This window comes from Pseudoalteromonas sp. SG44-8, assembly GCF_014164125.1.
In the GTDB taxonomy this organism is placed as follows: domain Bacteria; phylum Pseudomonadota; class Gammaproteobacteria; order Enterobacterales; family Alteromonadaceae; genus Pseudoalteromonas; species Pseudoalteromonas rhizosphaerae.
In genome coordinates this window covers 31244-49561 of record NZ_JACJEQ010000019.1, presented here as the reverse complement: position 1 = coordinate 49561, position 18318 = coordinate 31244, and the positions used below count along the sequence as shown (strand labels likewise).

General features: G+C 40.5%; 14 protein-coding genes and 6 tRNA genes. 10 read left to right on the top strand and 10 right to left on the bottom strand.

Annotation, left to right across the window (positions count from 1 at the left end):
• Positions 1 to 19: 19 nt before the first annotated feature.
• Complete coding sequence (gene speA, locus H5163_RS14630; RefSeq protein ID WP_145240667.1) at positions 20 to 1933, top strand: biosynthetic arginine decarboxylase; 1914 nt, start codon at positions 20 to 22, stop codon at positions 1931 to 1933.
• A 1-nt stretch (position 1934) separates the two neighbouring features.
• Positions 1935 to 2858 (top strand): agmatinase, encoded by a 924-nt coding sequence (speB, locus tag H5163_RS14625; RefSeq protein WP_145240669.1) that lies wholly within the window; start codon positions 1935 to 1937, stop codon positions 2856 to 2858.
• A 53-nt stretch (positions 2859 to 2911) separates the two neighbouring features.
• On the opposite strand, the gene H5163_RS14620 is transcribed toward speB, so the two are convergent.
• Genes H5163_RS14620 through H5163_RS14610 form a run of 3 tightly spaced genes read right to left on the bottom strand, consistent with a single transcriptional unit; the run spans position 2912 to position 5438 of the window.
• Positions 2912 to 3310: a DoxX-like family protein gene (locus H5163_RS14620; protein WP_145240671.1), complete on the bottom strand. Its 399-nt coding sequence runs from the start codon at positions 3308 to 3310 to the stop codon at positions 2912 to 2914.
• Positions 3297 to 4319 carry a M48 family metallopeptidase gene (locus H5163_RS14615; RefSeq protein WP_145240673.1) on the bottom strand — a complete coding sequence of 341 codons (1023 nt, stop codon included), beginning with the start codon at positions 4317 to 4319 and terminating at the stop codon, positions 3297 to 3299. Before H5163_RS14615 ends, H5163_RS14620 begins: the two co-directional genes overlap by 14 nt.
• Before the next feature lie 9 nt (positions 4320 to 4328).
• Positions 4329 to 5438 (bottom strand): YjgN family protein, encoded by a 1110-nt coding sequence (locus H5163_RS14610; protein ID WP_182732423.1) that lies wholly within the window; start codon positions 5436 to 5438, stop codon positions 4329 to 4331.
• A 175-nt stretch (positions 5439 to 5613) separates the two neighbouring features.
• Between H5163_RS14610 and H5163_RS14605 the strand changes: the two genes are divergently transcribed.
• The 8 genes from H5163_RS14605 to msrB all read left to right on the top strand — a co-directional run bounded on the left by H5163_RS14605 (position 5614) and on the right by msrB (position 14798).
• Positions 5614 to 6345 carry an RNA methyltransferase gene (locus tag H5163_RS14605; protein WP_145240683.1) on the top strand — a complete coding sequence of 244 codons (732 nt, stop codon included), beginning with the start codon at positions 5614 to 5616 and terminating at the stop codon, positions 6343 to 6345.
• An 80-nt stretch (positions 6346 to 6425) separates the two neighbouring features.
• Complete coding sequence (locus H5163_RS14600; RefSeq protein WP_182735433.1) at positions 6426 to 9821, top strand: chromosome segregation SMC family protein; 3396 nt, start codon at positions 6426 to 6428, stop codon at positions 9819 to 9821.
• Positions 9822 to 9860: 39 nt separating this feature from the next.
• On the top strand, positions 9861 to 10613 hold the full coding sequence (gene zipA / locus H5163_RS14595; RefSeq protein WP_182732421.1) for a cell division protein ZipA: 753 nt from the start codon (positions 9861 to 9863) through the stop codon (positions 10611 to 10613).
• A gap of 93 nt (positions 10614 to 10706) precedes the next feature.
• Positions 10707 to 12728: an NAD-dependent DNA ligase LigA gene (gene ligA, locus H5163_RS14590; RefSeq protein ID WP_182732431.1), complete on the top strand. Its 2022-nt coding sequence runs from the start codon at positions 10707 to 10709 to the stop codon at positions 12726 to 12728.
• Entirely contained in the window at positions 12721 to 13065 is a 345-nt protein-coding gene (locus H5163_RS14585; protein WP_145240691.1) for a DUF3392 family protein, read from the top strand. The genes ligA and H5163_RS14585 overlap by 8 nt, the downstream gene beginning before the upstream one ends.
• On the top strand, positions 13062 to 13565 hold the full coding sequence (locus H5163_RS14580; protein WP_182735432.1) for a DUF2919 domain-containing protein: 504 nt from the start codon (positions 13062 to 13064) through the stop codon (positions 13563 to 13565). The genes H5163_RS14585 and H5163_RS14580 overlap by 4 nt, the downstream gene beginning before the upstream one ends.
• Positions 13566 to 13593: 28 nt before the next feature.
• Entirely contained in the window at positions 13594 to 14034 is a 441-nt protein-coding gene (locus H5163_RS14575; protein ID WP_182732419.1) for a hypothetical protein, read from the top strand.
• A gap of 323 nt (positions 14035 to 14357) precedes the next feature.
• Positions 14358 to 14798 (top strand): peptide-methionine (R)-S-oxide reductase MsrB, encoded by a 441-nt coding sequence (gene msrB, locus H5163_RS14570; RefSeq protein ID WP_145240697.1) that lies wholly within the window; start codon positions 14358 to 14360, stop codon positions 14796 to 14798.
• 193 nt (positions 14799 to 14991) lie between these two features.
• On the opposite strand, the gene H5163_RS14565 is transcribed toward msrB, so the two are convergent.
• The 7 genes from H5163_RS14565 to H5163_RS14535 form a co-directional block, all read right to left on the bottom strand.
• Complete coding sequence (locus tag H5163_RS14565; protein WP_145240699.1) at positions 14992 to 16653, bottom strand: tetratricopeptide repeat-containing response regulator; 1662 nt, start codon at positions 16651 to 16653, stop codon at positions 14992 to 14994.
• Positions 16654 to 17532: 879 nt separating this feature from the next.
• Positions 17533 to 17608 (bottom strand) — tRNA-Val (locus H5163_RS14560).
• 19 nt (positions 17609 to 17627) lie between these two features.
• A tRNA-Val gene (locus H5163_RS14555) sits at positions 17628 to 17703 on the bottom strand.
• A gap of 42 nt (positions 17704 to 17745) precedes the next feature.
• A tRNA-Val gene (locus tag H5163_RS14550) sits at positions 17746 to 17821 on the bottom strand.
• Between the two features lie 19 nt (positions 17822 to 17840).
• Positions 17841 to 17916 (bottom strand) — tRNA-Val (locus tag H5163_RS14545).
• A gap of 35 nt (positions 17917 to 17951) precedes the next feature.
• A tRNA-Val gene (locus H5163_RS14540) sits at positions 17952 to 18027 on the bottom strand.
• 172 nt (positions 18028 to 18199) lie between these two features.
• Positions 18200 to 18275, bottom strand: a tRNA-Val gene (locus H5163_RS14535).
• Between the last annotated feature and the right edge of the window lie 43 nt (positions 18276 to 18318).

Here is an 18318-nt window from a genome sequence, read left to right as displayed (position 1 = left end):
AAATAAAAGAGAAAGATAAATGAAAGAGACAACATCACTAGAACAAGCTCGCACGAGTTACAATGTTCGTCATTGGAGCCAAGGTTTTTTTGGTATTAATGATCAAGGTGATGTGTATGTTGCGCCCAAGGCTGATGCCCCAGAGCAAACCATCGCACTTATTGATATTGCAAAACAACTTGAAGATAAAGGCTTGAGTTTACCTGCGTTGGTTCGTTTTCCACAAATTTTGCATCACCGCGTGCACAGCTTATGTGCTGCATTTAATACTGCGATTGAAAGCTATGGTTATCCAAAAGATTACTTGCTTGTTTATCCAATTAAAGTAAACCAACAGCGCGAAGTGGTCGAAGAAATTGTTGCAAGCCAAGCGAACGTAGAAAAGAAACAACTCGGTTTAGAGGCGGGCAGTAAGCCTGAGCTATTAACAGTATTGGCATTAGCTGAAAAAACCAGTGCAGTGATTGTGTGTAATGGCTACAAAGACAAAGAATATGTGCGCTTAGCATTAATTGGCGAAAAGTTAGGCCATAAAGTGTACATCGTACTTGAGAAACTGTCTGAGCTGGACATGGTACTAAGCCAAGCTAAAGAGCTGAACGTAAAACCGCGTATTGGTATTCGCGTGCGCTTAGCGTCGCAGGGTAAAGGAAAATGGCAAGCTAGCGGCGGTGAAAAATCAAAATTTGGTTTATCCGCTTCACAAGTATTACATGTTGTTAATCGTTTAAAAGAGACTGATCAACTTGATTTAGTTCAGTTGGTGCATTTTCATTTAGGCTCGCAAATGGCGAACATTCGCGATGTGCGTTTAGGTGTTAGCGAAGCGGCGCGTTTTTATTGTGAACTACGCAAACTCGGTGCACAAATTGAATGTTTAGATGTCGGTGGCGGTTTAGCGGTTGATTACGACGGCACACGGAGCCAGTCTCACAACTCGATGAACTATAGCTTAGCTGAGTATGCAAATAATATTGTCTACACCATTGGTGATATTTGTAAGCAGTACGAGCAACCATTCCCGACTATTATTTCTGAGTCTGGGCGTGCATTAACAGCGCATCATGCAGTGCTTATCTCTAATGTGATTGGCACTGAAAGTTATGAGCCGGAAGAAATTCAAGCGCCAGCAGATGACGCGCCATTATTGCTTAATAACATGTGGCTGTCGTGGCAGCAACTTCATGTGCTGACAGACGACCGTGCATTAATTGAGATATATCATGATAGCCAAGGTGATTTAGCTGAAGCACATAACCAGTTTGCGATGGGATTATTAGATTTAACTCAACGCGCCTGGGCTGAGCAAATAAATTTACGTGTGTGTTATGAGCTTAATAAACACATGGATAACAAAAACCGTTTTCATCGCCCGATAATAGATGAACTTAATGCCCGTTTAGCGGATAAGTTTTTTGTTAATTTCTCATTGTTTCAGTCATTGCCTGATGCGTGGGGAATCGACCAAGTATTTCCGGTATTGCCATTAAGTGGCTTAACTGAGGCACCACAAAGACGCGCAGTATTGTTAGATATTACCTGTGACTCTGACGGTGCACTAGATCATTACGTTGATGGGCAAGGCATTGAGAGTACCTTACCAGTGCCGGCATTTAGTGCTGAAAAACCCTATTTAATGGGCTTTTTCTTAGTGGGGGCATACCAAGAAATTTTAGGTGACATGCATAACCTATTTGGCGACACCCACAGTGCAATGGTACACATGGATGAGCAAGGCGACGCAAGCATTGTAGAAATAAACCAAGGTGACACTGTAGCTGACATGATGCGCTATGTTCATCTTGATGTAGAAGGTTTTCAATCATCGTACGCACAGCTAGTGGCTGCAAAATTACCAGCAGATGAGCAGCAAAGTGTGCTTGATGAATTGCAAGCAGGTTTAGACGGTTATACTTATTTAGAAGAGCTTTAATATGACCACTTTGTTTGATCATCCAGATCACTCATTGTATTCCAATGGCATGACGTTCTTACGTCAGCCAATGGTACAAAATATTACTGACATCAATGCTGATGTTGTGGTGTTAGGTTTGCCATTTGATATGGCAACCTCAGGACGTCCAGGTGCGCGTTTAGGCCCTGATGCGATTCGTCGTGCATCAGTGCATTTAGCATGGGAAGAAACAAAATACCCATGGACGTTCAAATTGTTCGAACGCCTAAAACTGGCTGATGCTGGAGATTTTACTTACCCTGTCGGTGACGCTGAATACTTTACCGCTAAGCTTGAACAAGCTGCGACGGGTATTTTAAGCCAAGGTAAAGCAATTTTAGGTTTAGGGGGCGATCACTTTGTAACTTTACCGTTGTTACGTGCTCACGCTAAGCGCTTTGGTAAAATGGCGTTGGTGCATTTTGATGCCCATACTGATACTTATAGTAATGGCTCACGCTACGACCACGGGACCATGTTTTACCATGCGCCGATGGAAGGGCTGATTGATGTTGATCATAGTATACAAATTGGTATTCGTACTGATTTTGATCAAAGCAAACACGAGTTTGCAGTGATTGATGCGATGGCCGCCAATGATTTATCGGCGCAAACGATTGCTGAGCAGATTAAAGCGAGAGTAGGTGATTTACCTGTGTATATCACTTTTGACATTGATTGCTTAGATCCGGCGTTTGCCCCTGGTACTGGAACACCGGTATGTGGTGGATTAACATCAGATAAAGTACTTAAGATATTACGTGCCCTTAAAGGCATTAATATGATTGGTATGGATGTTGTTGAAGTATCACCTTCGTACGACCAAAGTGAGCTTACTGCGATTGCTGCAGCCACTATTGCTAGTGAGCTACTGCATTTGTGGGCATTAAAGCATAAGTATTGATGTTATAAATAGAGTTTTACAACAAAGGGTATGCCAACGCATACCCTTTTGTTTTACAGGCTCGTATTATTTGTAATAGTTATTTCTTTTAACCAAATAATACTTAACACAATAAGTGGTACGTTAGTTGTAACAGGGTTAAACGCTTCAATAAGTAGTTGTGGTTGCATTATTATCACAGCAAGCAAGAGTCCACTAAGCGCTAAAATGTTTAAAATAACTAAGTATTTATTTTTATAAAATAAAGCTAAACACAGGCCAAAAATAATTTCTCCAACACCTGCTGAGCGGGTAATAAAATCAGACACCTCAGTTGAAAAACCCGCACTGCCGGTCATAAGCTTTTCAAGAGGGGCTATATGATAAAGCTTTGGGAAAAAACCATGATATATCCATGTTAATGCTACTACACCGCGGGCAAGTTGCATATAAAGTAAGTTATTCTCTGGCATTATCTATTCGCTCTTGTGCACTTGGGTGGCTAGATAAATACTCGAGTAAATTATTCACTTTTTTAAGGTGCTCGTTTTCACTGGTATGGCTATATTGGAGTGTCTCTATTGCATCGGCAAAGTCGTTACTTGAGTACCCTAAATACTCCAATTGCGTTAACGCAAAACTGTCGGCCTCGCGTTCCATATCCCTTGAAAAACCTTGCTGTGCAAATGACGCGCCAGTCCCCAGAGCAACTTCTGCAATACCTTCTAAGTCACCAAATATTACCGCTAATACAATTGTACTTGCAGCTGATTGCGCAGTAATGCGCACACTATGCTGGTGTACTATATGGCCTATTTCGTGTAGTAATACTGCTTTTAGGGCATTGGGTTGATCGACAAGTAAATTAACAAGCTCATCTGTTATCACAATACGTCCATGCGGTAGTGCAAATGCATTAGCGCCAAAATGTTCAGATTTATAAAAAGATAATCGATATATCGATTTATCAAGTGATAGTTGCTCAAGCATGGTATTAAAATGTTGTTGTATCTTAGTTTGTTGTTCAACCGGCAATTCGCTATCATCGAGCGCTAACTTTTTAATCACCGTAAAGCTTTGTTCACCCATTTGATTAATCACATTATGCGGCAGTGTATCTATGCTATAAACCGCAATTGCTGGCACTGCTTTGTAAAGCGCTAGCCACATAAACAGTGGTGTAAGTATAACGGCAGCTAAAATAGCCCATTTACTTTTTTCTAGGCGTTCCATTATCTGATGATTATTTGATTTAAATGGCCACCTGTAATTTACATCTAGTGGAATAAATCGACTGCCATCGGTAAAGCTTAACTCGTCGGCAAGACCAGCCATACCTGAATTTAAATTAAGTTCAGTAATGGCGTGGCGAGTTATAATGTATTCATCGTGTTTTATGTCAATATGTGTGTCGCTAATACTTGCGACACACTCTTGATAATTACTCGATGCCTTAGGAAAGTAATGTCCTTTTACATGCATGATGAGCTCTTAAGTTAATGAAAGGTCTATATCAAATACATTTGCAGCTTCTTCAGCGAAAGATGATTGCTGTGCTTGTTGAGTATCGATTAAGTTTAATGCGCCAGAATAAATATTCACCGTAGTTACATCAGCGAGCATTTTTGATGTACGTACTTTTGTCCACGGGTAAGCAAGTCCTAAAGAAAATACAATAGCGAGCATGTTTGTTAAAAGTAACATAGCAAAAGGTACAGGTTTTAGTTCTGACTTAAACGTTGCTACACCTTCAAACTGGCTATTATCAATAATATGGTTACGGATAGCAGCTTTCCACACAGCAGTTACTATAGTAATCATAAACACATAAGCGGCCATTAAAGCAGCAAACATAATTATCATCGCAGATGGGTCTTGTATATTTTGTTGGTTTTCTGCGTTTAGTAAATCGAGACCAAAAAAACCTAAAATGGCCATAAATATCACCATAGTGATAGAACTAACTACAAAACAAATAAGTGCTGTGAGGTAATAGGTTTCACCTTTTAAGTTCACCGTCAGTGGTTTGTCGCCGTAGCTAATGTTACTGTGAATATAGCTGTCGATACGCTTTAAAACATAAGGCATTAATAAATATAAAGTAAATATGCTTGCAATCGGCAGTAGGATAAAGTTAACAAAGGCTTCGCCATAATTACCTTGAAACGAAAAACACACATTTCGGTGGCGAGTCATACGCATATTAAACCGTAGGCCTTGGTTAATAATCCATGGCATTAGAAATAGAAATCCAATAGCAAACAATAAACCAATAATAGGTAAGAAGCTGGTGGCAAAGGTATAAATTAAAAAAACCGCCACCGCTAAAATACGGCCTTTTAAAATTTGCATCGGTGTTGCTAAGTAGTCAAAGCCGTGTCCGTCTATACGTGTGTGACCATAAAAGTAGCGGTATGTGCGTACTTTTGCCCATGCTGAGTAAATACCGAGTGTAATAACGCTGAGTAAAATATTGACAATCCAAATACCAAAATACTCAGCAGCTTTACCCTTAAATTGTACTTTCCCGCTAAAAATTGGCGATGCACTTTGGGTGTTTGTTTTGTTAGGCTCGTCTGGGGTTGGGTGTGTTGATTCCATTAAAAAAATATATCCATGCTGTTTTTTGTAAATTTACCTTTTTTTGGTAATGAAAACAATCTTTATCATTATCCTAGCTTGTTGTTTGTAGTGTGATTTTATTGGTTTTAATGTTTGTAGGGCTGCACTTTAAATCATCTCTGGTATACTGAGCAGATAATTTAATGGGGCTATTATGATTTCAAAAAACCAACTCAAACTTATTCGCCAGCTTGGCCAAAAAAAGTACCGTAAACAATATAGTCAATATCTTGTTCAAGGTGAAAAAAACGTATTAGAGTTACTAAATAGTCCATTAAAAGCCAAAGACGTTTTTGCAACGCAAAGCTTCATCGATAGCTATCAAGATAAGTATCAACACGTTAACTTAATTGCAGCGGATGAAGATGTGTTAACTAAAGCAAGTACTTTAGTGAGTAATAATGCCGCTATAGCTATAGTTGACATGCCAACAGCGAGTGCACCGCAGGCAAGCGGTTTAATCTTAGCCCTTGATGGTGTATCTGATCCGGGCAATTTAGGTACCATTATCAGAGTAGCTGATTGGTATGGGATCAAGCATATTGTCACCAGCACAGATAGTGCCGATGCTTACAACCCTAAAACTATTAGCGCCACTATGGGCTCGTTTGTTAGAGTCTCAGTGAGCCAAGTTGAGTTGCCTGCGTATTTAAGTGGTTTAAACTTACCTATTTATGGCGCTTTTTTAGATGGAAAAAGCGTGCATAAAACTCAATTTACAGGTCAAGGTGTTTTGTTAATGGGTAGTGAGTCTCATGGAATACGTCAAGCTTGCGCAGCATTGGTAACAGATAAGATAACCATCCCCGCTTTTGGTGGTGCAGAATCTCTCAATGTAGCCATGGCAACGGGTATTATTTTAGATAATTTTAAACGCCAAGCTTAATCTCTGTACTTACTTTTATCGTCAAGAACGGTTAAATTAAATACTCAAGCTATAACAATAACAATCGGTAAACCAATTAGATGCGTTTGAGCACCATAAAATTAGCGGGTTTTAAATCTTTTGTAGAGCCCACTAAAATTCCATTCCCAGATCAAATGACCTGTGTCGTTGGCCCAAACGGCTGCGGTAAGTCTAATGTCATCGATGCTGTGCGTTGGGTGCTTGGCGAAAGCTCTGCTAAAAATCTGCGTGGCGATGCCATGACCGATGTTATTTTTAATGGCTCAACCAATCGCAAACCTATTTCTCAAGCGTCGGTAGAGTTGATTTTTGATAATACCCAAGGGCACTTACCGAATACTTTTGCCGATCGAAACCAAGTGGCAATTAAACGTTTGGTAACACGCGACGGGCAATCGCTGTATTTTCTCAATGGCAGTAAATGCCGCAAACGAGATATTACCGATATATTTTTAGGCACAGGTCTTGGTCCGCGTAGTTATGCGATTATCGAGCAGGGCATGATCTCGCGTTTAATTGAGAGTAAACCGGCAGATTTACGGGTGTTTTTAGAAGAAGCTGCAGGCGTTTCAAAATACAAAGAGCGCCGTCGTGAAACGCAAACCCGGATCAAAAGTACCCGCGAAAACCTTGAACGCTTACTCGATGTTCGCCAAGAGCTGCAAGCACAAGTTGATAAACTGGCAGTACAGTCAGTTGAAGCAAAAAAATACCGCGAGTTAAAAACCCAAGAGCGCACTTTAAAAGGGCAACTAGCGGTCTTAAAATGGCAAAAGCTACATCAGCAACAAGTGACTAAAGCCGACAAAATGGCCAAGCTGAATGAGCAAATTAGTTTTTTTAAAACCGCTCATTCAGGTCATGACGATGTACTAGCAAGTCTTGAAAACCAAGTGCAATTGCAACTTGAAAAACTCAATGATGCGCAGCAAGCCCAGCACCAAACGCACACTGAATTGACTCGTGCTGAGCAACAGCAAATAAACTTAAAACAACAACAACAAGCGTTTAGTCACAACCTGATCAAACAACAACAGTTGCAGTTACAAAATCAGCAGCTGCAACAACAACAAAAAGACCATACTGATGAGTTACAAAATGCGTTACAAGAGGCAATTGAACATACTTTAATATGTACAGAGCAAGTCACTGAGATGGCCGACGCGGCGGCACAGTTGCAAAGTGCCAAGCAGCGCAGTGCTTCGGATTGGCAACGAGTTAATGAGCAGTTTCAGGCTATTAATACGCAATATAGCAAGCAACAAAATATAGCCGAACAACAGCTGCAAAATTTGCACTATATTAAAAACCAGCAAACGGCATTAGAAAGCGAATTAATAGAGCTGGCAGAAAATCCAATTGCTGAACAAGTAGCGCAGCAGCAGCAGTTAATGCAGTCACTAACGCAAGAGTTAGCAGCAAAACAAACTGCCTTAAACAAAGTAAATAGTAATCATCAACAAGCTCAAACCGTGTTACGCACCTGCCAAGATGCACATCAAACACTAGCACAACAACAAAACGAGAATAAAGCCAAAATAGCAGGCTTGAATACAATACTCGCAGATACTCCAGCGCAAAGTAGTGGCGATGTTTTGGCACAGTTAGTTGTACGTACTGGATTTGAGCATGTGGTTGAACAAGCATTACAAGGGCTTGAACAATTAAATGTGACATCTACAGCAACACCTAACGGAGTATGGCCAACTACCGACACCGCACCGCAAAGCTCATTAGCGGTGTTTATAGAGCAAGGGGTTTACCCTGATTTATTACATCGCATTAAGTATAAAAATGATTTTGCTCATAACGATTTAGCGGATGAGTATTGGCTTGCAGTGATTGATCGCCAAGGTAATATTCAGGGCCGCAATTGGTATCAACAAGCCAGTAAAAGTGCGGAAAATTCGTTGCTGATCAAACATAAACAGTTGGCCGAAGCAACCCAGTTAGCATCTCAACTCAGTGACGAACTAGCTATACAAAGCAAGAAGCTTACAGAACAACAGCAAGTCTGTGAGCAATTGAAGGCACAAAGCGAAGAGTTAAAAGCAGCGGTACATCAGCTTGCTCAACAAGTGGCCTCAGGAAGCACTCGTCGCGATATGCTCAAAGAGCAATTACAGCAGTTTCAGAATCAACAACATAAATTACAAGCAAAGCTACAGCAGTTAAACGTTGAACACACGAGCATAGAGAATAAAGTGGCTGAACAACAGCAACATATAGCAAGTGTGGTAAAACAGCGTGATGAAATAAGTGTTGCGCTTAATGATGCTCAAGTGCAGCAGCAACACACTGATGAGCAATATAAACAGGCAAACGCTCAGCTTGAACAGTATAAAACGCTTGCCCATCAGGCGACGCTAAGTGAGCAAAAAGCGCGCAGTGAATGCCAACTCAGTGACACTAAATTACAGCATGCAACGACCGCCAGCGAAACCGCCAGTGAAGCTGTCAGTGAGTTAACCGCGCAAATTGAAGAGTTGGTGATCCCATTAGAAGAGGTCGCAGAGCAAATAATATTATTGTTGGAGCAACATCAACAAAGTGACATTGAACTCAAAAATTTGCAAAGTGCATTGACGGAAGCTAAAACAGCTTTTGTAGATAAACAAACAACGCTTAAAGCGTCGCAGGGGGAGCTGGTACTTTTACAAGAACAATTACAACAACTTGCCCTCGAAGAGCAGAGCTTATTAATTAAAGCACAGGCAGCTCTTGAACCTCTGGGTGAGTTACAGCAAAACTTGAAAGAAGTATTGGCACAGCTCCCTGAAAACGCCAATATAAACACTTATCAAGGACAGCTTAATAAAGTAGGACAAAGTTTAAGTGACTTGGGCGCGGTAAACTTAGCGGCGATTGATGAGTTTGAACAAGCGCAGCAGCGTAGCCAGTATTTAGATCGTCAAGTCGAGGATTTAAGCAAAGCATTAACGACACTTGAAGGTGCAATTGGAAAAATTGATCGCGAAACCAAAACGCGTTTTAAAATGACTTTTGATCAAGTGAATCTCGATTTTGGTCAGTTATTTCCTAAAGTATTTGGCGGCGGCAGTGCATATCTTGAATTAACCAGTGATGACTTACTGGAAAGTGGTGTTAGTATAATGGCACGCCCACCGGGCAAGAAAAATTCAACAATTCACCTTTTAAGTGGTGGAGAAAAAGCGCTGACCGCATTATCATTGGTATTTTCAATATTCAGGCTCAATCCAGCTCCGTTCTGTATGCTGGATGAAGTTGATGCACCATTGGATGATGCGAATGTTGGGCGATTTTGCCGATTAGTGGAAGAAATGTCACAATCGGTGCAATTTATTTATATCAGTCATAATAAAATTGCCATGGAAATGGCTGGCAGGTTGACGGGTGTAACAATGGCTGAACCGGGCGTTTCGCGTGTGGTCGCTGTAGATATTGAACAAGCGGTGCAAATGGCACATGCATAAATATTAATATTTGAGTAGATAAATAATAAAGGTGAGGGGATGGCCGAACAATTAAGATGGGTTTTAATCATTATCAGTGTAATTGTCATTGGTGGATTATTAATACATGGCCTATGGTCAGTTCGTAAAAAAGACGCACCCGTTGCGACTAATGATGAGCGGGTTGAGCCTGCAGATCAGGCGTTTACTGAGCGTCAAAGCGAAGCTGAGCCAGCATCTCTTACTGAGCGTGATGAACCGCAGTTTGGGGATTTAAGCTTTAGTGCTGATGAAAAACATCCACACACTTTTGCAGCGTCAGATGACGAACTTGCCGCTGAGGTTGATGATGTGACTACTGCAACAGATGCAAGCGAAGAGGATGAAGCTGAGCAACCAGCTGCAAGTGACTTTATCATTGTGCATATTCAAATGCCTGAAGGCTTGAATATGGAAGGCAGCAAATTATTGCCAGCAGTAAATACACTTGGCTTTAAGTACTCTGAAGAAGGCTTTTTTAATCGTCATTTAGATCCAGCTGGCCATGGTCCAGTGCTGTTTCGGTTAGTGAACATGTACAACCCTGGTACTTTCGATATAGATAATATGGAACAATTTAGTACAGGTGGGATTAGCTTGTTTATGACCTTGCCGTGCGATGGTGACGGGCTTGCTGCATTTAACATGTTGCACAGTGCGGCTAAAAAATTAGCAGATGAATTTGGCGCCGTTATTTTAGACTCACAACGAGAAGAAATGACCGTTGACAGTGTGCGCAATTATGTTGAAAAAGTGAGACGCTTTTCAGCTTAATCACCTGCAATATACAGTTAATTAATTAAGAATTTTATAAGCCACTTGGCGATAACTCGTTTAAGTGGCTTTTTTATGTTTTTTGAGGTCAGTATGTCCACTTTAGTGTTAGCGCAAATAACGCAACTTCGTCAGCAGTTAGAAGATCACAATCATAATTATTATGTACTTGATAACCCAAGTATTCCTGATGCAGAGTATGATCGTTTATTACAACAATTAAGTGCGCTTGAGGTAGCAAACCCTGAGTACTTGAGTACTGATTCACCGACCCAGAAAGTAGGTGGTGCGGCGCTTGCTAAGTTTGAGCAAGTCACTCATCAAGTGCCGATGTTGTCACTTGATAACGCTTTCAGTGAAGAAGAGTTCAGCGCTTTTAATCGCCGCATTAAAGAACGTTTGATGGATAACAATGAGCTGACCTTTTGCTGTGAACCAAAACTTGACGGTTTAGCGGTGTCGATTTTATACCGTAATGGTGTGTTAGTGCAGGCGGCAACACGTGGCGACGGGCACACCGGCGAAAATATTACCACTAACGTTAAAACGATTCGTAATATACCGCTTAAATTACGTGGCGATGACTTTCCTGAGGAAATTGAAATTCGTGGTGAAGTGTTCATGGATAGCGCCGGATTTGACAAACTTAATGCTGAAGCCGAAAAGCGTGGCGACAAAGTATTTGTTAATCCACGTAATGCAGCCGCAGGCAGCTTGCGTCAACTCGATTCAAAAATCACCGCCAAGCGACCTTTGATGTTTTATGCCTACAGTATTGGTGTTGTGACAAATGGCGTATTACCAAGTGATCATTACCAGCAATTGGCTAAGCTAACTGACTGGGGGTTACCACTTTGCCCGGAAACAAAGTTAGTCGAAGGTCAGCAAGCTGCTTTGGATTACTATCAAGATATACTTGAGCGCCGCAGCAGCTTGAAGTATGAAATTGATGGTGTGGTGATCAAAATAAATAACAAAGCACTACAAGAGCGGTTAGGTTTTGTAGCGCGAGCTCCGCGTTGGGCGATTGCGTATAAGTTTCCTGCGCAAGAAGAAATCACTCAGCTACTGGATGTTGAATTTCAGGTAGGGCGCACTGGCGCAATTACCCCTGTGGCTCGTTTAGAGCCGGTATTTGTTGGTGGTGTCACGGTTTCAAATGCAACGTTACACAATCGTGATGAAATAGAGCGTTTGGGTGTAAAAATTGGCGATACTGTGATCATTCGCCGTGCTGGTGATGTGATCCCACAGATTACTCAAGTGGTATTAGAGCGCCGTCCAACAGATGCCAAAGAGATTGAGTTTCCGGCTACTTGTCCAATTTGTGACTCCCATGTTGAACGCATTGAAGGTGAAGCCGTAGCGCGCTGTACAGGAGGCCTGGTGTGCCAAGCACAGCGTAAAGAAGCGATCAAACACTTTGCTTCACGCAAAGCACTCGATATCGATGGCCTTGGCGATAAAATTGTTGAACAGCTGGTGGACAGAGAGCTCATTAAAACGCCAGCAGACTTATTCATACTTAAACAAGGACATTTTGAATCGCTTGAGCGCATGGGGCCAAAATCGGCGAAAAACCTAGTAGCTGCACTTGATGATGCAAAACAAACGACGTTGGCTAAGTTTTTATACTCATTAGGTATTCGTGAAGTCGGTGAAGCGACGGCGCAAAATTTAGCTAATCACTTTTTAACGCTAGATAAAGTAACTGCGGCAACAACTGAAGCGTTAGTCGAAGTTAGTGATGTTGGGGAAATTGTAGCCAAGCATGTGCGTGGTTTTTTTGCTGAGCAACATAATTTAGATGTCGTAACTGCCTTGCTGGAGCAGGGTATTCATTGGCCAGAACTCACGCCGCCAAGTGAAGACTCACAACCGTTAGCAGGCTTAACCTATGTGTTAACGGGTACTTTGAACGAGCTTAATCGAAATGATGCAAAAGCACGCTTGCAGCAGTTAGGGGCGAAAGTTTCAGGTAGTGTATCAGCTAAAACCGATGCGTTAATAGCGGGTGAAAAAGCCGGTTCTAAGCTCACAAAAGCACAAGATTTAGGCATTGAAATACTGACCGAAGATGATTTAATTGCATTACTGGCGCAACATAATGGATAGCATTATTACGCTTTTTCAGGATTTAGCACTGACCTTTGGTCAGTGGCTAAAGCCTTACTTATATAATATCGCATTGTTACTGGTGGTGTGTTTGGTGTCTTTGTATGCAAATGAGATTATTAAAACCACGAAACGCTTTGTAGCAAGGCGCCACTTTATACTCAGAGTATGTGCATTTGTACTAGTAACCGGGTTTGGTTTTGGCTTATTAGTAGTATTTGTCACTCCATTACTAAGCCAGTTACTGATGTTTTTTGGTGTGCGCTGGTTAGGTGTTACAGCCGTGGCTGCATTTATATTACTTGGCGTAGTAGCCGAGAGGAAAAACCAGTTATGAAGCGTTATGGACCAGAGTATTGGGACAAATATGGCACCTATCGCACTCCAATCGCGTTTCATTTGAGTTTATTGGTATTACTTCGTGCCTACTTTATTTGGATCATTGCGGCACTGAGCAGGCGTCCTGAGCTTGATTTAATGTCATTAGTGTTTAGATCTAAAGCTGACTTTTTCAGTGCGTTGGCTATTGGTACAATAGCCATTATTCCTGCCGTAATTTTTTGTTTGCGCAGGCCACAAAAAAGCGCAGACAGTGCAGCATGGTTAGCGCGAGTGTGGCGTTTTATGCGTTGGCCATTATTAGCATGTGCAGCGATAGATTTAAGCTGGCTGATTATTCAAGCCGCCCATAGTTATTATCAGTTTTCGATGTTTTTAGCGCTGCAAATGGTGACGGTATTGTGGGTATTATTATATTTAGCAAAAAGTCGTTATTTAACGGTGTTTTTTAATGATTGGCCCGATCCTGAAACCGATGAAAAAAGTTCAAGTAAGTAATTTAGGTTAACGTTGCAAGGAGTCTTTGATGCGTAAAATTAATCAATTACTGGCGCTGATAGTCGGCTGTTTCGGTATCGTGTTATTATTGTTGAGTGTATTTACCATGTTATTTCAGCAAGCGTGGTTTGTATTTCTAATTGCTCTGTGGCTATTTGTATTTAGCTCATGCTGTTATCGGCTAACACCACTATTTAAAGCACGTAATGGCCTAGATAAGTTTATTCGACGCGAACAACAGCACCTTTTGTTATTTTCCCTTTCAGGTTTTTTTGACCGCACTCACGGCCCGCAATGGCTGCCTATAAATAGTATCAAGAAAATACAGTGTCATGATGACCAATTTTTAATTATCTTCAGCGAGCAGCATCAATGCTCAATAGGCTTACCGGCAACTAAAGCGGAGCTAATACAATACTTTAATGCACTATTGACTAAAAATGAAAAGAAATTAATTACAATTGAATGAAACTAAATAGTGAGCAACACGGTATATATGTCAGCGCCTTAAAAAGCATAGTGGGTATGAAATATAGTATGCAACAGCAAATAGGCTTAGGAGTGAGCTGCCATTAGTGTACTGAAGCGATAAGATTTAGCTTTGATTACGCAAATATTATTAGCCAGTGAGTTTAAACATTCCCCTAGCCAGTATCGAAATTATTATTTTTCAACCCCTACAAAACCATTTTGTGCAGTGCGGATAAATCCAGAGCTGACAATGTTATTAGCGCGATACCATGATAATGTGGATAGCAGTAAATTAACCTATCTTACTCAATGAGGTCAGTTATGTTGAATTGGAATGATATTCTAAACTTTGCCAATAAAGGCAATCCTGAGCCGAGCCGTAAAGTAGTAAAAACCGAGCAGCAATGGCGTGAACAATTAACCGAAGAAGCCTTTTATGTGACTCGTAATAAAGGCACAGAGCGCCCGCACAGCTCAGATAGCTGCACCTTGTTTGAACCTGGTAAGTACGCCTGTGTATGTTGTGATAACTTATTATTTGATGGTGATGAAAAATTTGATAGTGGCACTGGCTGGCCATCATTTACTCAACCCGCGCAACTAAACTCGATTGCTTATAATGGTGACAAGACCCATGGTATGCAAAGAATAGAAACTGTGTGTAATGTATGTGATGCACACTTAGGTCATGTATTCCCTGATGGGCCAATGCCAAGTGGTTTGCGTTATTGTATAAACGCGGTCTCATTGAAGAAGGTGTAATTTATTAGCTCGTAATTGACAATAACCAATGCCTTACTGAATTTACATGATACGATTCCAGTAAGGCTGGATTTTAAAAGTCATATCACCGCTTATCAGCGATATTTTTAATTTCGTATTCCTCATTCTTATAAACAACACCTTATCTAAACTATTTATTTAGCCTGCTCTTTGCTGAATAATATTTATTATTCTATTTGGTTTTGCCAGGCTCTTCTAGATTAGCAAGTGTTAGCCCCATACTCGTTGCTTGTTGTACTATTTTATTAAAGCGTTGTTGCTGCTCGTTGTCTAATGGTGTCGTATTGAGTAACGCATAGCATTTTTTTGCCATCATTAGGTTTAAGGTTTGGCCATTTTGCTTGGAATTATCAAATAGACACTGCAATAAATTTAAAGCAATACTAGGATTACGAGGCATTACTCTAAATGCTTGTGTGAATGCTTCAAGAGCGGTATTTAATTGACCACGATTAAACTGTGTAACTGCATGGTTATTCAGCTCTTTAGGGCCCATTTTTATATCACGGCGTTCACTTTGTTGTTGTTGAATATAACGTAAATAAACAGCATCACTGACTGTTGGATGACGTTCACAATGACTGATAATTTGGTTAAATAACGATTGTGCTTTGTGATGAAACCCTAGCTCATGAAATGCCTTTGCTTTATCAAGTGCGCCGTCTACAGAGCGAATATGGCTATCGTCATCGTCGAGCTGCTCAATCAACTTTTTCGCTTTTTGATGTTCGTCTTTTAGATAGTGTAAACGGGCATTTAAAACATCTATTTGCGCCTGATTGTGACTATTTGGAAATTGGCTTTTTAAATCAGTTAAGTATTGATTAGTTTGTCTTGAAATCCTTTGAATCTGATCGCTCTGATCTGTTGTTAAAGCAAAATCGATACCAGCACGTGCAGCATTTAAATATACGTCAGGATGATCGTGAATCGAATGTTTGGCAAAGTTGGCGATATCTTTTTGTGTTAGATAATTTTTTTCATAATCATGATTTACCAGCGATACATGGCTAAGTGATTTTTGGCGTTCGATATTGCGTGGAGCAATATCAACAGCTTGGCTTAAAAAATCTTGCGCTAATTCAAATTGGTTTAATTTAATCTCCAGTTTACCAAGTAAATCGAGTGCGACTAATCGTGTTTCATGACGTTGCAGCATCGTTTTCAGCATTCTTTGCGCAAGAATATGCTCATTATTAGCAATTAATGCTTCAACTAAACCTACCTTTGCCCATGTGAATTTTTGAATATCAAGAACTGATTTAAAGAATGCTTTTGCAGTATCTACTCGTTTTAAGCGAAGTAGGGCGTCACCTTTTAAACGCAATAATATTGCACTATAAGCATTGCCTTTTTTATCAAGCGCGGCATTGATTGCTTTTAGTGCTTTAGAATCATTACCATCGTCAATGAAATTATATATTGCTTGTAAATGATTTTTACGCAGTAAAATTCGTTCTATACGCGTTTTAAGGTCATGTATTGTGAATGGCTTGACCAAAAAGTCATCGGGTTGCAGTTCAAGCACGCTGTGTACCAAAGAACCACTGGTTTCAGCTGAAATAAAAATGAATCCTGTAGAGTTTTTTATTAAACGCTTAACGCGTAACTCTTCATATAGCTGATAGCCATCTTGGTGCTTACTCAAATTAAAAGAGCAAACAATCAGATCAAACTGTTCACTGGTGCACTGCTCTTTCGCTGAATTTGCATGTTCAGCAAAGCGCAGCTGTCGAAAGCCAAGTTTTTCGAGCGACTGTTTCATATAGCTTTGAGCAAGAGGCTGCTCTTCAACTATAAGTATTTTTGCATTAGAAAAAATCTTTGCTGGCATTAGACTTGTGACCACATGAACGTATCAGAGACTATAATAAACAGTCTAGTCGCTGACAAGGGAATTTAAAATTTAATACCGCAGACTTCGTTTATTTGATCAGGTATGGGTTTTAAAGTAGCTTGATTATCCAAATTTAGGTAGCGCTAGTTATTGCTTGAGGATTTTTATAGAGATAGGAGACCCTAGGTTTGTAAAGCGCCTAGGTTGATGCTTTTCAAACTTAATTATCCATCAAGGAACATATTAAAAGAGTTTAAGGTTTGGAAAAGAATTAGCGTATTTAGAGGCTTTTTGAATTTTATTTTTAACAGAATTACTAAGAAGTTTTATATGTGGTCGGTGATACTGGACTCGAATTAGTGACCCTCGCCATTATTTGTGAAGGGTGGCGATGCTCTTTTTTTTTCAGCTGAGCTAATTATCGATTAAAGAATATAACGTAAGGTTTGATTGAGGGTTTTAAAAGGTTTTATATGTGGTGGGTGATACTGTACTTGAACTAGTGACCCTCGCCATTATTTGTGAAGGGTGGCGATGCTCTTTTTTTTCAGCTGAGCTAATTATCGATTAAAGAATATAACGTAAGGTTTGATTGAGGGTTTTAAAAGGTTTTATATGTGGTGGGTGATACTGTACTTGAACCAGTGACCCTCGCCATTATTTGTGAAGGGTGGCGATGCTCTTTTTTCAACTGAGCTAATTATCGATTAAAGAATATAACGTAAGGTTTGATTGATGATATTAAAAGGTTTTATATGTGGTGGGTGATACTGGACTTGAACCAGTGACCCTCGCCATTATTTGTGAAGGGTGGCGATGCTTTTTTTTCAACTGAGATAATTATCGATTGAAGAATATAACGTGAGGTTTTATATGTGGTGGGTGATACTGGACTTGAACCAGTGACCCTCGCCTTGTAAGGGCGATGCTCTCCCAACTGAGCTAATCACCCACATATAATTTTGATTAAATGGTGGGTCGTACTGGACTTGAACCAGTGACCCTCGCCTTGTAAGGGCGATGCTCTCCCAACTGAGCTAACGACCCCAAATAATCAATTACTAAACTTTACGATAACCATTTTATAAATGGTGGGTCGTACTGGACTTGAACCAGTGACCCTCGCCTTGTAAGGGCGATGCTCTCCCAACTGAGCTAACGACCCGTAAAGTTTTATATCTAAATGGTGGGTGATACTGGACTTGAACCAGTGACCCTCGCCTTGTAAGGGCGATGCTCTCCCAACTGAGCTAATCACCCATCTAGATATCATGTAATATGCACCATTCTAAGAATGGTGGGTCGTACTGGACTTGAACCAGTGACCCTCGCCTTGTAAGGGCGATGCTCTCCCAACTGAGCTAACGACCCATATTACAAATTTAAAACGCTACTATTAAAATAAATAGTACTGGATTTTAACCAGTGAACCTCGCCGTTAGTTGTAAATAGCGGTGATGCTCTCTTTTCTTGTAACTGAGCTTGTGACCCATATTACAAATTTAAAACATGCAACTACTAATATAATAACAGGTTTTATATGTGGTGGGTGATACTGGACTTGAACCAGTGACCCTCGCCTTGTAAGGGCGATGCTCTCCCAACTGAGCTAATCACCCACATATAAATTAAAACGCTACTATTAAAATAAATAGTACTGGA

Coding starts and splice junctions, on each gene's coding strand:
- speA (WP_145240667.1), top strand. CDS start 20: ATGAAAGAGACAACATCACTAGAACAAGCTCGCACGAGTTACAATGTT.
- speB (WP_145240669.1), top strand. CDS start 1,935: ATGACCACTTTGTTTGATCATCCAGATCACTCATTGTATTCCAATGGC.
- H5163_RS14620 (WP_145240671.1), bottom strand. CDS start 3,310: ATGCCAGAGAATAACTTACTTTATATGCAACTTGCCCGCGGTGTAGTA.
- H5163_RS14615 (WP_145240673.1), bottom strand. CDS start 4,319: ATGCATGTAAAAGGACATTACTTTCCTAAGGCATCGAGTAATTATCAA.
- H5163_RS14610 (WP_182732423.1), bottom strand. CDS start 5,438: ATGGAATCAACACACCCAACCCCAGACGAGCCTAACAAAACAAACACC.
- H5163_RS14605 (WP_145240683.1), top strand. CDS start 5,614: ATGATTTCAAAAAACCAACTCAAACTTATTCGCCAGCTTGGCCAAAAA.
- H5163_RS14600 (WP_182735433.1), top strand. CDS start 6,426: ATGCGTTTGAGCACCATAAAATTAGCGGGTTTTAAATCTTTTGTAGAG.
- zipA (WP_182732421.1), top strand. CDS start 9,861: ATGGCCGAACAATTAAGATGGGTTTTAATCATTATCAGTGTAATTGTC.
- ligA (WP_182732431.1), top strand. CDS start 10,707: ATGTCCACTTTAGTGTTAGCGCAAATAACGCAACTTCGTCAGCAGTTA.
- H5163_RS14585 (WP_145240691.1), top strand. CDS start 12,721: ATGGATAGCATTATTACGCTTTTTCAGGATTTAGCACTGACCTTTGGT.
- H5163_RS14580 (WP_182735432.1), top strand. CDS start 13,062: ATGAAGCGTTATGGACCAGAGTATTGGGACAAATATGGCACCTATCGC.
- H5163_RS14575 (WP_182732419.1), top strand. CDS start 13,594: ATGCGTAAAATTAATCAATTACTGGCGCTGATAGTCGGCTGTTTCGGT.
- msrB (WP_145240697.1), top strand. CDS start 14,358: ATGTTGAATTGGAATGATATTCTAAACTTTGCCAATAAAGGCAATCCT.
- H5163_RS14565 (WP_145240699.1), bottom strand. CDS start 16,653: ATGCCAGCAAAGATTTTTTCTAATGCAAAAATACTTATAGTTGAAGAG.